We start from the raw sequence: 13,269 nt of genomic DNA on the forward strand, positions 1-13,269 counted from the left end.
GCGTTGATCCATTCATGATATACGCTGGATATCTGATATCAATTACGCACCTGGAATAGCCTAGATATGGATGAGTATACCGACCTCGAGACCCTCTCTCATCGCGCGCTTTGCGACATGCCGCTGGTTCGCCCGGTTCTGGATAAAATCGCGGACAAATGGACAATTCTGATCCTGACAGTGATTTGTCCCAAACCCTCGCGCTTCAACGAAATCAAGCGCCGTCTCGATGGTATCACTCACAAGGCTCTAGCCGACGCCTTGAAGCGGCTGGAGCGAAACGGACTTGTCACCAGAACAGTCCTTCCCACGCAGCCAATTGGAGTTGAATACGCGATCACGCCGCTAGGGCACTCGTTGCGGGAGCCCTTTGAAGCATTGTGCCTATGGGCCGCCGCCAACGGTGCCAAGATCGAGGCGGCGATTCTACAGTATGACACCACACGTAAGCAGCGCTAACCGGATGAAGCATTGATGCTCTGTCGGCCGAGGATCTTGCGGATCATATGGCTCTGTAGTCCGTGCGCCCTTGCGGTGATGGCATCGCGATGGTGACACTCAAGATTGTGCTCACGCCGTAAGCCCCGATTGCCGCCGAGCTCCAGCGCGAGATCCGTCACGCCCACCAACCTCGCGTCCGCCGGGCACAACCTTTTTGCGGCCTATGTCGACAACTCGGGTGAGGATCTTCGCGTCAAACGCTTCAGCTTACGCTACTGCGCGGCGGACGGAGGCAGTTCGCTCAAACGTTCAGGCTTCGTTTGGTGATATTAAAGGGCTGATTGAGAAGGCGGTTCTCGCGCAGGCTGGCCGCAGCCATGTCGACGAATGCGCGAAGTTTTGCTGGAGCGTGGCGCCCTTGCGGATGGACGATACGCAAGGGAAAGTCGATCCCTTCCTCCACGAGGCTCACCGGCCAGTCGATGAAAAGCGTTAATATCTCATGCCGTCTCACCGGTTGAACCTGTTTTCTCCCTATCGTCCATTGGGCTTTTTGACGATCTTTCCCAGCTCGCGGAACTTCAAACCGCGGTGAGGGTTGAAATTCGTCGGTCGAAAGCGAGGAGTTGCAAATGACGATGGATGAGCTCTCTAAGAAACTGAGCAAGATAGACTTTTGCATGTTTAACACCAAAGGTGCAGCTGGGCGAATTAATACTCGGCCGATGAGCAATAATGGCGATGTGGAATATGACGGCGACTCTTGGTTCTTTTCGTATGAAGACACCGCTAAGGTCGCGGAAATCGAGCGGGATTCTACGGTCACACTGACGTTTTCCGCGCCGCCCAGCATTCTGGGAAAGCCGGGGATATTCATCTCCGTTGACGGCCAGGCGAGCTTAATTCGAGACAAGGCCGAGTTCGAGGCCCATTGGGTAAATGAACTCGACAGATGGTTTCCACAGGGAACGGATACGCCACATCTTCTTCTTATCAAAGTGTCGGCGCATACAATCAAGTTCTGGGATGGCGACGAAAGCGGCGTCATAGAACGATCCAGCGATGCGGCAACGATTGGAGCCGTGTGACGCGAGACGGCGTTGCAAACACATCCGGAACGTCATGCCCTCAAGGTGAATGCAACCCAAGAACTCGCGTCGGCGATCAAAGGTTGCAGAAAAGGATTGACTCTCGTGTCAGTGTGAGTGAGCTTCGCGAAAACGACGAGGAACGACCAATCATCATGTCGCCGGAACGGTTTAATCAATGCCTGCGGGTGATCCGCTGGACGCCGATCAACATTGCCTCTGCCTTGCAATGCGAGCTTTCGTGGATTGAGGCGTTGGAAGCCGGCAATGAGATCGTGCCCGAGGGCCTTGCCACATGGCTTGAAACGCTGGCGCAAGCCCATGAGGCGCTCCCGCCACCCGCAGCGTACCGAGGAAAGCGATCGTCGTTTTAACGCGGCAACAGCCGATAAACCTTCACCAGCAATTGGATAGATTCAATGAAATCACTTATCGCAGCCCTCGCCCTGATTGCGTTCTCAAGCCCTGTCCTTGCGGCATCCTGCGAGAAAAACTTCTCCGTTTCAGGCGTACCGATGGTCACGGCCGTTTCCTACAAATCATGGCAGGAGCTGCCCAAGGCCAAGGCTCCGGCGGTGCTGCAAAAGCTCGCACAGGCCGTGGCGGCGGAAGGCTTTTCCGGTATCCAGATCAACAAGGAACTGTCCGCTATCGACGCACATCAGGAAACGAGTGGCAGCGGCAGAATCCAGACCTTGCGGGTCGTGGCCCGGCAGAAAGGCGCCAGCGTGAGGATTGACGCCGTCTTCAATATTCAGGCAGGGCAGATCGCGGATAAGAACGTCATCCGTGAGGGGATCTGCAACATCATCAAGGGCGCCTGACCCACGAAGCACCGAGCCGCCCGACCGCACGCCGTGGACCGCGCTTATGGTGTGGCAGGAAGTGCCAGAATCTGCCATGAGTGCCGGACGAATTGTGCCTTTGGCCTGAAATCGGCCTGGAAGCGGTTGGGGGGACCATGCCGATTTATGAACTGGCCGCCTTGGGTGCGGCAACGTGCTGGGCGATGACTGGCATGCTTTCGGCGGGCCCTGCGGGTCGGCTGGGCGCGCTCGCCTTCAGCAGGACGCGCCAGCTTTTCGTCGCTGCCCTGCTCGGGGTGTATGTACTTGCTTCGGGCAGCTGGCGGGAGCTTCAGCCCGAGGCACTATGGTCGCTTCTCCTGTCCGGTTTCATCGGCATTTTTGTCGGTGACACGCTGCTTTTCACCTGCCTCAATCGCGTTGGTCCGCGTCGGTCCGGCATTTTGTTTGCGCTGAACGCCCCGATGGCCGCGCTGCTGGGATGGCTCGTGCTTGGCGAACAGCTTTCCGGAAAGGCCATTGCGGGTATCGGCCTGACGCTGAGCGGCGTGCTGCTCGCCATTCTTTTCGGCAAGCGTAAGGCACAGCTGCACGAATGGGAAAACGTCAAAGGGCCGCTTTGGATCGGCGTGCTTCTTGGGCTCCTCGCCGCGCTCAGCCAGGCGGTGGGATCGCTGATCGCAAGGCCTGTCATGGCGACCGGGATCGACCCTCTGGCGGCCTCCATGGTACGCGTCGGCATAGCGGCGATCTGCCTCACCGCTCTGACCAGTCTGCCAATCCAAGCCGTGAAACCGAAGACAAGGCTGACCCCGGCCCTGTTCGTGCAGACGGCGGCCACGGGCCTCATTGCTCTGGCCTTCGGCATGACGCTGCTTCTTTTTGCCCTTTCCGGCGGAAAGGTCGGGATCGTTTCGACACTATCGGCGACGACACCCGTGATCATCCTGCCGCTGCTCTGGTTGAAAACACGCGAAGTACCGGCGCCCGGCGCCTGGGCCGGCGCCGCGCTGGTCGTGGCCGGGATGGCGCTGATGTTCTGGAAATAGCCAAAACACTGCAGAACCGCCTGGGGAGCGCCGAAACCACGGCGATATTTCGGCTCCTGACAAGCATTCAAGCGACCACTTGATAAGCAACCTCCGCGTGCTTAAAAGGTGCGCAATATGATCAGTTCGTGAGAGAGGGCCACGTCGTGGAACAGGAAACTACCCAACCTGGAAAGGCTCGGCGCAAGGCGCTTTGGGCGGCGGTTGCAATCATTGCGGTGGCCGCCACCGGCGTCATCGGCGGCAAGATCTTTTTGGAAACAAAGGTGAAGGAAGTCGTTGCCCGCGCCGGCGCAAAGGCCGCCTCCGTGGAGGTCGATTTTCTTGGCAAAATCCATGTTCGCGACCTGACGCTGCCGCTGGAAGACGGCAAGAACATCAAGATTGCCTCCATCGACGGACGCCCGAAGCTGCCTTTTCTGGATGGCGCGCTTGATGTGAAATCAATCGACATCGAGGTGCCGACCGGGAAAATCTCGATGGACGATGCGCGCATCGAGAACGCGGTGTTCGAAAGGCCGAAGCCGGCGCCAGCCGGCGGAGACAGCAACTCCCTGCCCCGGCGCCTCGAGCGCTTCGGCGCGACGCGTATTTCCACCCCAGCGCTGACGTTTACCCAGTCTGTCGCGACCACCGAACAGACGACCGTTTACAAGAACCTCGCGCTTTCGGACATCGCAGGCGGCCGCATTGGCCATTATTCCATCGAGAGCGGCAGCTACGACATCAAGATGAAGCTGCCCGACGCAGAAGGCGCGATGAAAGACAGCCACATCGTGGCCTCCACCGGCACCATAGCGGGCGAAAGCATCGACGTCGCTTATCTCGCCCGGTTCTACACGGAAAAGGCCGGCCCTGAAGACAAGGAAGCAAAGCCGCTCTATGGCCCGCTTTCCATCCGCGCCGTGACCCTCACCGATGGGACCGCTCATTTCAGCTACGACGAAATCCGCAGCGACGGTTTCACAGCTCGCATGCCGGCAGAGCCGCTCTCGGAGACCTTGAAAGCGCTGACGGCAACTCAAAACCCTGAAGAGTTGTCGCCGCAGGCGCGTCAAGCGCTTTTCGCCAAGGCCGTGTCGATCATCGACATGATCGGCAACAGCAACATCCAGCTGATCGGCTTCAAGATCGACGTGCCGGACGAGAAGGAAGGGGCCGCTGGCAAAAGGGTCAAGGCTACCATCGACCGCATGGACATGAAGATGGATAGCCGCAAGCTCGACATCGGCATGAAAGGCATGTCGATCGGCGATGAAGACGGAAAGATGGAAGTCGCCGAAGCGAGCCTGACAGGTTTTGACTGGAGCTCCACGCTCAAGGGAATGTCCGACATCGTCGGGCTTGACGAGAGCGAGATGGAGACCTTTGCCTTCAACCGCCTGATTCCGGAATTCGGCCGGATGCATCTGGGTGGTATCAACGTCGATTTCGCCGCGCCGGAAAAACCCGATGAAGAGGCTCCCGCCAAGCCTGAGCGCATCAAGCTCTCGCTCAAGAATTTCGATATGGGACTGACGAAGCCCTACAACGGAATTCCGACCGACATCGAGATCAGGCAGGAAGACCTGACGCTTCCAGTTCCAGCGGACTCGCAAGAAGACATTTTCGTTCAGGCCCGCAAGCTTGGTCTCGAAACGCTCGCAGTTTCTTATGGGCTTTCCGCGGGCTGGGACGAGCCGAACAGCAATCTCGTGATCCGCGACATCTCGCTCAGCAGCAAGGATATCGGCAGCATCAAGTTCTCGGGTCTGGCAAGCGGCTTTACGGAGGAGTTTTTCTCCTTCGACATCAATCGCGCCCAGGCGGCTCTCTTCGGTCTGGCCGGCCGTGAGCTGACGTTGACCGTCAAGGACGAAGGCTTGGTGGCGAAGGCGATCAAACTCTACGCGCTCGAAAACAACATGTCGGAAGATCAGGTGCGGGCAATGCTCACGCTGGTTGCCGGCATGATGCTGCCACAACTGGCCGCCGACCAGCCAAAGCTGCAAAATGCCGTGGACGCGCTCGTCAAATTTATCAGCAAGCCCGGGACGTTGACGGTGACCGTGAAATCCACAGGTGCAAACGGCCTCGGCATGTTCGACCTGATCGCGGCCTCTGATAATCCGATGCTTCTTCTCGACAAGGTGGATATTCAGGCAACCGCCGAATAATCCGACCATGCCGAACGTCTCAAGCTCGACCTGTCGGGCTTGAGACCAGCCTTTCTGCGTGATCAGAAAGTCGTGGGCAGGGAACTTCCCCGCGCGTGCAGGGATTATGACGGTCGTATCCGCTGACGGTCATTGCGGTCATAGGCATGAGGATCAGTCCCTTGAAGACCCAAGAATTAACATTCCCCCCGAGCGAGCAAGTCCCCAACAACGGGAGATTTTCGGTAGTGATCTATCGGGGCGTCGGACCGGCTCTTGACTCCGCGGGATTTGAGGCGCTGTTCTCCCGCAACGGGTGGACCGGCATCTGGCGCAATGGCGTGTTTGACTACCACCACTACCACTCGAAAGCGCATGAGGTTTTAGGCGTCGGGCGTGGCGAAGCGACATTGCAGATTGGCGGACCACAGGGTGAGGCGGTGGACGTCAAGCAGGGAGACTGCCTGATTCTGCCAGCCGGAACCGGCCACAAGAGGTTGAAGGCTTCGGCCGACTTTCAGGTCGTCGGCGCCTATCCACCCGGCCAGGAAGCGGACATCCAGACGTCTTCGCCTGACGACGACATGCTGGCGGCGATCAAGTCACTGCCGAAGCCCGAGACCGACCCGGTGCATGGCGCGGTCGGCGGCCTCACGACGATGTGGCGTTGAAGACGGAGCTACGCGTCAGGCTGAAGAATGGCGGCGGCCTGTACAGCCTCCCCTCCACCCGCCAAAAGACCTCTGTCGCGCCGTAACTCGAGACGGCGCTTAACCTGCCTTCATAGAGACGTGTTTCAATCTCAACCGCCTCGATGCGCGATGCGATACCGAGACATTTTGCGTGCGCCTCCTTCGCTGCCCAGCGGGAAAGAAGGAACGTTCGCGCGCCACCATGAAGCTCGACCGCCTCCGCGTCCGTAAAGCTGTCGTCAGGTGGCGGCTCGGCATCGAGCGGCTCGATATCGACGCCGATTGGCGCACGGCTGAGGCCGATCAGGCAATGTGGAAAGCGTCCCCCAACACTCATATGCCATCCGGTCGGATGAAAGACGTGCGGCCCGCCAAATTGCGTCCTGCCGACAATGATTTCGTCCGGGTGCAAACCTGACGCGCGCGCAAGAAGAACCTTCACCAGGCGTCGGCGAAGGCCGCGCACCCCAGCATCCGGTCGAGATGCGAGATCTTCGAAATCGGAGCGAGACAGCGTTGCCCCGCCCGCCATACGCTCCGTCGCAACCTCATCGAGACGGAAGTGCCAGACGAGCCCCTGATCGCCCGCCTGCTTCAGCGAACCGCCATCTCCCGAATGCCAGATAATGCCGCTCATGCATTCCGCACGAGCTGCGCCGGAGACCCTTCCCAAGATGTTCCGGCCGGCAGCGTCTCGCCTTTCATGACGACAGAGAGATCGCCGAGCTGGGCATCCTCGCCGATCTCGGCATCGTAAAGCACGATGGCATAAGAACCGATGACGGCACGGTCAGCAACCGCCACGCCGCTGACTTTCATGACGCGATCCTCGAACAGGTGTGTCTGCAAGCCGGAATATTCGTTGAGCGCGACCTCATCGCCGATCCGTACAAGATCATGTTCGGTGATGTCGGTCGTGTCGATAAAGCAGTCCCGACCGATCTTGCAGCCGAGAAGGCGGAGATAAAAGGCGAGCCAAGGCGTTCCACGCAGCGGCTGGAGCAGGTTCGGTACTGCAAGGTTCTCGTAGGTTGCTGTCACAAGTTCCGTCCGCCACACGAAGGTGCTCCAGAGCGGCTTTGTCGTCGGCTTGTAACGCCCCATTACCAGCCATTTAAGGCCGACGACAGACAAGCCGCAGGCGACAGCAAACCCGATATAGAGGAAAGGGAAAACTGCTGCGATCAACCAATGACTGTCGTCAAAATCCTGGATATCACCGACGATGGAGAACAGCAGGCTGAAGAACGCCAGGAACAATGTCAGCGGCAGGATCACGCGGATCGCCTCGATCGCAAGGCGCATCGCAACGAGGCGCGGTCCGGGATTGAAGCGCGCACCCTCATCGAACAGGCCAACGGCCTGTCGCACGGGGAGCGAAATCGGCGGGGAGCCGAACCACGTCCCATCGGGCTTCTCGGCGCCACCATCTGCCGGGGGCTTGGACAGGACGCCGATCAGAACGCCATCGGCAATGGTTGCGCCCGTTGGCAAAAGCGCCGAGTTGCCGATGAAGGATCGACGCCCGATGCGCGTATGCGCAAGTTCGATAATGCCTGGCTCATGGCGCGCCGCGCCGAAGACAACCGCATCGGCGATGAAGCTTTCCGGCCCGATATCGACGAGGTCGGGAACGATCTTCGCGGCGGTGGAGATTTCGGCGCGCTTGCCGATCCGCACGCCAAGCGCCCGGTACCAGGGAATGACGTAAAGCGTGGCGTAGATCGGATGAAGCAGTGCCAATGCGAGATCGTTCACCTGCTGGACAAACCAGAACCGCAGGTAGAACCAGCTGTGGATCGAGTAGCGCCCCGGTCGCACCGACCCGAGGATCAGCCGCTTGGCAGCGACCGTCAGAACGCACATGAGGACGATATAGGTGAGCGCCAGGACCGGCGAAATCAACAGGTAGGAATACCCGTCCGTATTCCAGTCGATTTCGATCATCGCAATCAGACCCGGCGCGATCGGCAGGATCGCAACGAGCGGAAGAACGGCGGCGGCAACGAAAAGGCCAAAACCTACGAGGAACCGGCGCAGGAAGCCCGCCTCCTCATCCCGCTTTGGAACACGTCCGGTCGCGATACATTTGGCGGGGGAGCCGCTCCAGCTTTGCCCCGCCGGGATCGACTGGTTCATCGGCAGGGACGAAAGATCATCGAGTGCTGCAGCGTCGCCAACTGCCCCATTGCGTCCCACCACCGACATCGTCCCGATAAAGGCGCTGTTGCCGATTGATACCGGACCGATGCGGAGCAGCCCGCGTTCGACCGAACTTGTTGCCAACATCGCGTAATCGCTGACAATGGCGTCATCGCCAATGCTGACGAGATCGGCCGTGTCGATGTTGACGGTTCCGATGAAGGCACGACGACCGATCCTGGCGCCAAGCAACCGATAATAAAAACGGATCATCGGCGTGCCGCTGAGATAAGGCGTGGCTATGATGTCTGAAAGGCGCCTGACGAACCACCAGCGCAGATAGTAACTGCTCCAGAGCGGATAGTCGCCCGACCGATAACGGCCAATGATCAGCCATTTGACGAGAATGGCAAACAACATACCCAGGGGCGGAATGAAAATGAAACTCAGGCCGCCAAGAAGCAGCGCTGAGACGCGCCCGAAGTCTTCGACCAGATAGGTATAGGCGAGATAGGGGAAGAACCATTGCAGGCCCGCCACAGCGTAAATGGGGATGAGGGCAAGTGTCTGAAGCGCCCAGCATAGGCGTTTCTGGGACTGGCTGACCCGGTGGAACGGTTCCTGCACCACGCTCTCGGCTATGACGCGGTCCCGCAGCCGTTCGGCAAGCAGACGGATAGTCGGCGCGGCATAAAGGTCCTGAATGGAAACGCCGGATAGGCCGGGAGATTTGCGGATCGCCGATGCCAGGCGGGCGGCTTTAAGGGAATGGCCACCCAAATCCTCGAATAGATCGTCCACCACCGATACTTTCTGCGGGGCGAAAGCTTCCGACCAGATGCCATGAAGCTGCATTTCGAGCGGCGTTTCGGGAGCGACCATCTCGCGGTCGGAAACGGAAACGACCACAGGACGCTGCAGCGCTTTGCGATCCACCTTGCCAGAGGCCGGCAGTGTCGGCAGGGCATCCAGCACCTGGTAGGCGGCCGGCCGCATATAATTGGGCAAACGGTCATTCACCCGTTTGCGCGCGGCTTCGATGTCGACTGCGGCACTGCCGCGCGCAACAAGGAATGCAGCCAAAAGCTCCGATCCGTCGTTGTCGCGGAAGAGGTGGACGACCGCCTGGGCGACGGACGCATCCTCGGCAATGACTGCTTCAATTTCTGCGAGTTCGACACGGAAACCGCGAATTTTTACCTGCGTATCGATACGGCCCATGAACTCGATGTCACCGACGGCATCGAGACGTACAAGGTCGCCGGATCGGTAAATTCGGGCGGGGCGGCCGTCCGGCCCGTTAAAAGGCGTTGTCACGAATTTGTCGGCCGTCAGGTCCGGCCGGTTCACATAACCGCCACTGAGCCCAGGCCCGCCGATGACGAGTTCGCCTTCGGCACCGGCATTGACTGGCCAGAGTTTGTCATCGACGATCCAGGCGGTATAGCCCGGCAGCGGCCGGCCTATCGTTACGCGGCGGCCGGGCTGCACCTCCGTCCAGGTTGCCGTGACAGTCGTTTCGGTCGGGCCATAGGTGTTGAGGATACGAAGACCGGGACGCGCCCAACGGTCGACCAGATCAGGCGGGCAGGCTTCGCCACCCAGGTTCACAATCCGTAATGTCGGTATCTGCGTCTCAACGAGGGTAAAGAGCGACGGCACGACATGCCAGACGTTAACCCCTTCTTCCGCAAGGGTGATCGCCACATCCGGGCCAGCTTTGTGAAGCGCCTCGGTCGCGACAAGCAGCTCTGCCCCGGCGGCAAATGCACTCCACATGGTTTCGATGGACATGTCGAAAGCGATGCTGAAGCCGCCGAACACCCGGTCGCTGTCTTCGATAGCAAGGATTGCGCCTTCGGACCGCAGGAAGTGGCAGGCGCTGCAATGGGAGATCATCACTCCCTTCGGGCGCCCGGTGGTTCCAGATGTATAGATGATATAGGCGAGATCATCAGGCGTCGCGCCGCTTTCGGCGCGGGTAATTGGCACGGCGTCCTGAGCGGCAAGATCGCCAAGCGTCTCGTTGACGACAAGGGTCGTGACCCGCATGCCGCCCGCGCGCTCGGCATCCGTAACGATTAGCTTCGCGCCGCTATCTTCGGCAATGAAATCGATGCGATCCTGCGGATAGGTCCAGTCGACGGGCACGTAGCACGCGCCGGCCCAAAGCGTGCCGAGAATGGCCATATATTGATCGAGGCCGCGCGGCAGGCAGATGACGACACGATCACCACGCTTGACGCCCATCGAATGCAGCTGCCTCGCAAACCGGACGGCGCGCTCGGCAAGCTGTCCGTAGGTCAGTTCTTTGCGGCGGCTGTTTTCGGGGTCATTCCCGAGCAGTCGGACTGCGCACTTGTTTTGGTAACGCCTCGCTGTCTGCTCGAATATTTCGTGCAGCATCTCGTCGCGGGCATAAGGCTCATCCTCTCGGATTGGAAGAGAAGGCGCAATCGGCGCAAATACCGTAAGTTCCAACTGCCTTTCGGCGGTCACATTCCGATCCATAGTGTCACCAGGCATGTAAAACTGATGCCGCTATACATGATTTGGAATTGCGACGAAAGGAGGAGCAATATGGCTACTTTTTTAGCATCGCCCGTTCCGTCCGGCGCTCAGACAGGCGTTTATCCGGGCCTCGGCAAGACGCGAGAATGCCGGCGCGGATACCGTCACGGCGAAAGGGCCAGATCGATGGCTGCCTCACAATGAATCCGTGTCGTATCGAAGACGGGCACCGTCACATTGCCCTGGTTGAGTAGCATGCATACTTCCGTGCAGCCAAGGATCACGCTGTCAGCCCCGACGGCCACCAGACGCTGGGCAACGTCTTCGAATTTCGAGCGGCTTTCGTCCTCGATGATGTCCATGCAGAGCTCATCATAGATGATGCGATGCACCTCTGCCCGGTCATTTTCGTCTGGAATAATTGGGTGAAGTGATGCTTCGACAAGCCGGTCACGATAGAAGCTTTGCTCCATCGTAAAGGCGGTGGCGATCAGCCCCGGGCGGTTGAGACCGGCGGTTGAAATGCGTTGCGCGGTGGCATCAGCGATGTGCAGTAACGGAATGGTCACGTCAGCCATCATCGCCGATGCGACCTTATGCATCGTGTTCGTCGCCAGCAGGATGAAGTCTGCACCGCCCTTTTCCAACGCCTTCGCCTCGGCATTGAGAATGGAGGCCGCAGCATCCCATTGCCCGAGCGCCTGCAGCGCCTCAATCTTCGCAAAATCGAGAGAGCGGATCAAAAGCTCGGGCGAATGAAGGCCGCCGAGACGATCACGGGTGATCTCGCACAGCGTCCGATAATAGATCTGGGTCGATGCGGCCGACATGCCGCCGAGAATTCCGATGGTTTTCATGATCTCATCACCATCCAAGCGACAACATTATATGTGCGTCACTTCGCGCCCGTTGATCTGCCGAGGCCCAGCAGATGATAAAAGGCAATCGCGCCGATCGTCGCCGTGCCGATACCGTCAAGCGTGAAGCCGGCGACGTTGAGCTTGAAGTTGCCGGCACCGAGAACAAGCGCGATACCGACGGTGATGAGGTTGCGTGGCTCGGAAAAATCTACCTTGTTTTCAACCCAGATGCGGCCCGCAGTCGCGGCAATCAGGCCAAAAACGACAACGGACAGCCCGCCGATAACGGGTCCCGGTATTGTCTGGATCAGCGCACCGAACTTCGGTGAGAAACCGAGGAGGATGGCGACCAGTGCCGCAACAACGAACACGAGCGTCGAGAAAATGCGGGTGATCGCCATGACGCCCATGTTTTCGGCATAAGTCGTCATGCCGGTTCCGCCGAAGGCGCCGGAAAACATCGTCGCTAGACCATCACCGATAAAGGCGCGCCCGAGATAACGGTCGAGGTTCTGGCCGGTCATTGCGCCGATCGCTTTGATATGCCCCAGATTTTCAGCAACAAGGATAACGACCACGGGCGCAATCAGCGTGATGGCGGATGCGGAAAACACCGGAGCGGTGAAAGTCGGCAGACCGAACCATGATGCAGCTGCGACGCCGCTAAAGTCGACGGGTTTGCCGAGACCGAGGCCGTTTGCCACCACGAGATAGGCGATATAGGCAATGGCACCACCCAGGAGGATCGGCAGGCGGCGCGCCATGCCGGGCGCATAGACGGCAATGGCACCGACTGATGCGACAGTCAGGATCGCAATCCAACGCGAGAGCTGGTCGCCATCGGGATTACCGGGACCAGAGCCGGAAGCGCTGGCAATCGCAATAGGCGCGAGAACGAGGCCGATCGCCGCGACGATCGCGCCCGTCAAAACCGGCGGCATCAGTTTCTCGATCCAGTTGTGTCCGGCGATCATGACGATAACGCCGATCAACGCATAGAGCATACCGGCTGCGATGATGCCGCCGAGCGCCAGGGCAATATTCGGGCTCGCGGCACCGGCAGCGGCACCCGTTGCAACAAGCACGGGCCCGATAAATGCGAAGGACGAGCCAAGATAGCTTGGAACGCGACCGCCAACGGCGATGAAGAAGATCAGCGTCGAGATACCGGAAAACAGGATCGAGACGTTGGGGTCGAAACCCATGATCAGCGGGGCTAGAACCGTAGAACCGAACATCGCAACGACATGCTGCAGCCCAAGCACAGCCGTCTGTCCGGCGGGCAACCGCTCATCGGGCAGGATGCGCCCTTCGGTTTTCAGTCTCCAACGCGGAAAATATCCACCCCTATCGCTCATTCTCGTCCCCCAAGGAAACAACCGGCAGGCATGCGCGAGGCTCCTCCCCTGGATTCACCGCCTCACAGAACGTCTGCCGTTTAATGACATACCGCTTGCGCACGAAGCCGAATCGGTTGCCGGCGCACTATTGTCAGGTACAGCGGTTCACCCCGACTGTCATCCGCTCCGGCCGGTTTTCCAGATG

Annotated in this window: 12 protein-coding genes and 1 pseudogene; 7 read left to right on the plus strand and 6 right to left on the minus strand. The window is 59.3% G+C overall.

Annotated features, from left to right (window positions below; all coding sequences use genetic code 11):
- Positions 1-66: 66 nt before the first annotated feature.
- Entirely contained in the window at positions 67-459 is a 393-nt protein-coding gene (locus AT6N2_RS14430) for a winged helix-turn-helix transcriptional regulator (protein WP_209089804.1), read from the plus strand.
- Here AT6N2_RS14430 and AT6N2_RS14435 read toward each other — a convergent pair.
- Together AT6N2_RS14435 and AT6N2_RS14440 are read right to left on the minus strand one after the other, a co-directional pair.
- Positions 456-626, minus strand: a pseudogene (locus AT6N2_RS14435) (acyl-CoA dehydrogenase); the annotation flags it as partial. The gene AT6N2_RS14430 and the pseudogene AT6N2_RS14435 overlap by 4 nt on opposite strands.
- 116 nt (positions 627-742) lie before the next feature.
- Positions 743-1,123: a hypothetical protein gene (locus AT6N2_RS14440; RefSeq protein ID WP_209091992.1), complete on the minus strand. Its 381-nt coding sequence runs from the start codon at positions 1,121-1,123 to the stop codon at positions 743-745.
- On the opposite strand from AT6N2_RS14440, the gene AT6N2_RS14445 reads away from it, so the two are divergent.
- The 6 genes from AT6N2_RS14445 to AT6N2_RS14470 all read left to right on the plus strand — a co-directional run bounded on the left by AT6N2_RS14445 (position 1,074) and on the right by AT6N2_RS14470 (position 6,190).
- Positions 1,074-1,529, plus strand: a complete 456-nt coding sequence (locus AT6N2_RS14445) for a pyridoxamine 5'-phosphate oxidase family protein (protein ID WP_144578013.1) — start codon at positions 1,074-1,076, stop codon at positions 1,527-1,529. The genes AT6N2_RS14440 and AT6N2_RS14445 overlap by 50 nt on opposite strands.
- 155 nt (positions 1,530-1,684) lie before the next feature.
- Positions 1,685-1,903 (plus strand): hypothetical protein, encoded by a 219-nt coding sequence (locus AT6N2_RS14450; RefSeq protein WP_063950150.1) that lies wholly within the window; start codon positions 1,685-1,687, stop codon positions 1,901-1,903.
- Positions 1,904-1,948: 45 nt separating this feature from the next.
- A complete protein-coding gene (locus tag AT6N2_RS14455; protein WP_209089805.1) occupies positions 1,949-2,353 on the plus strand; it encodes a hypothetical protein in 405 nt (134 codons plus the stop codon).
- A 137-nt stretch (positions 2,354-2,490) separates the two neighbouring features.
- Complete coding sequence (locus AT6N2_RS14460) at positions 2,491-3,384, plus strand: DMT family transporter (protein WP_209089806.1); 894 nt, start codon at positions 2,491-2,493, stop codon at positions 3,382-3,384.
- Between the two features lie 146 nt (positions 3,385-3,530).
- Positions 3,531-5,540, plus strand: coding sequence for a hypothetical protein (locus AT6N2_RS14465; protein ID WP_209089807.1), 2,010 nt, complete (start codon positions 3,531-3,533; stop codon positions 5,538-5,540).
- 146 nt (positions 5,541-5,686) lie between these two features.
- Positions 5,687-6,190 (plus strand): cupin domain-containing protein, encoded by a 504-nt coding sequence (locus tag AT6N2_RS14470; RefSeq protein ID WP_425292743.1) that lies wholly within the window; start codon positions 5,687-5,689, stop codon positions 6,188-6,190.
- Here the strand turns inward: AT6N2_RS14470 and AT6N2_RS14475 are convergent.
- The 4 genes from AT6N2_RS14475 to AT6N2_RS14490 all read right to left on the minus strand — a co-directional run bounded on the left by AT6N2_RS14475 (position 6,171) and on the right by AT6N2_RS14490 (position 13,082).
- On the minus strand, positions 6,171-6,848 hold the full coding sequence (locus AT6N2_RS14475) for a 4'-phosphopantetheinyl transferase family protein (RefSeq protein ID WP_209089813.1): 678 nt from the start codon (positions 6,846-6,848) through the stop codon (positions 6,171-6,173). The two genes, AT6N2_RS14470 and AT6N2_RS14475, sit on opposite strands and share 20 nt — an antisense overlap.
- A complete protein-coding gene (locus AT6N2_RS14480; protein ID WP_233282510.1) occupies positions 6,845-10,852 on the minus strand; it encodes a Pls/PosA family non-ribosomal peptide synthetase in 4,008 nt (1,335 codons plus the stop codon). Before AT6N2_RS14480 ends, AT6N2_RS14475 begins: the two co-directional genes overlap by 4 nt.
- Positions 10,853-11,028: 176 nt before the next feature.
- Complete coding sequence (locus tag AT6N2_RS14485) at positions 11,029-11,721, minus strand: aspartate/glutamate racemase family protein (protein WP_209089820.1); 693 nt, start codon at positions 11,719-11,721, stop codon at positions 11,029-11,031.
- Between the two features lie 38 nt (positions 11,722-11,759).
- Complete coding sequence (locus AT6N2_RS14490) at positions 11,760-13,082, minus strand: solute carrier family 23 protein (RefSeq protein WP_209089823.1); 1,323 nt, start codon at positions 13,080-13,082, stop codon at positions 11,760-11,762.
- Positions 13,083-13,269: the final 187 nt, after the last annotated feature.

The organism is Agrobacterium tumefaciens (assembly GCF_017726655.1).
GTDB classification, from domain to species: domain Bacteria; phylum Pseudomonadota; class Alphaproteobacteria; order Rhizobiales; family Rhizobiaceae; genus Agrobacterium; species Agrobacterium tumefaciens_B.

What these genes read in the sequence shown, in the direction of transcription:
- AT6N2_RS14430 (WP_209089804.1), top strand. Translation starts at nt 67, where the DNA reads ATGGATGAGTATACCGACCTCGAGACCCTCTCTCATCGCGCGCTTTGC.
- AT6N2_RS14445 (WP_144578013.1), top strand. Translation starts at nt 1,074, where the DNA reads ATGACGATGGATGAGCTCTCTAAGAAACTGAGCAAGATAGACTTTTGC.
- AT6N2_RS14440 (WP_209091992.1), bottom strand. Translation starts at nt 1,123, where the DNA reads ATGCAAAAGTCTATCTTGCTCAGTTTCTTAGAGAGCTCATCCATCGTC.
- AT6N2_RS14450 (WP_063950150.1), top strand. Translation starts at nt 1,685, where the DNA reads ATGTCGCCGGAACGGTTTAATCAATGCCTGCGGGTGATCCGCTGGACG.
- AT6N2_RS14455 (WP_209089805.1), top strand. Translation starts at nt 1,949, where the DNA reads ATGAAATCACTTATCGCAGCCCTCGCCCTGATTGCGTTCTCAAGCCCT.
- AT6N2_RS14460 (WP_209089806.1), top strand. Translation starts at nt 2,491, where the DNA reads ATGCCGATTTATGAACTGGCCGCCTTGGGTGCGGCAACGTGCTGGGCG.
- AT6N2_RS14470 (WP_425292743.1), top strand. Translation starts at nt 5,687, where the DNA reads ATGAGGATCAGTCCCTTGAAGACCCAAGAATTAACATTCCCCCCGAGC.
- AT6N2_RS14475 (WP_209089813.1), bottom strand. Translation starts at nt 6,848, where the DNA reads ATGAGCGGCATTATCTGGCATTCGGGAGATGGCGGTTCGCTGAAGCAG.
- AT6N2_RS14485 (WP_209089820.1), bottom strand. Translation starts at nt 11,721, where the DNA reads ATGAAAACCATCGGAATTCTCGGCGGCATGTCGGCCGCATCGACCCAG.
- AT6N2_RS14490 (WP_209089823.1), bottom strand. Translation starts at nt 13,082, where the DNA reads ATGAGCGATAGGGGTGGATATTTTCCGCGTTGGAGACTGAAAACCGAA.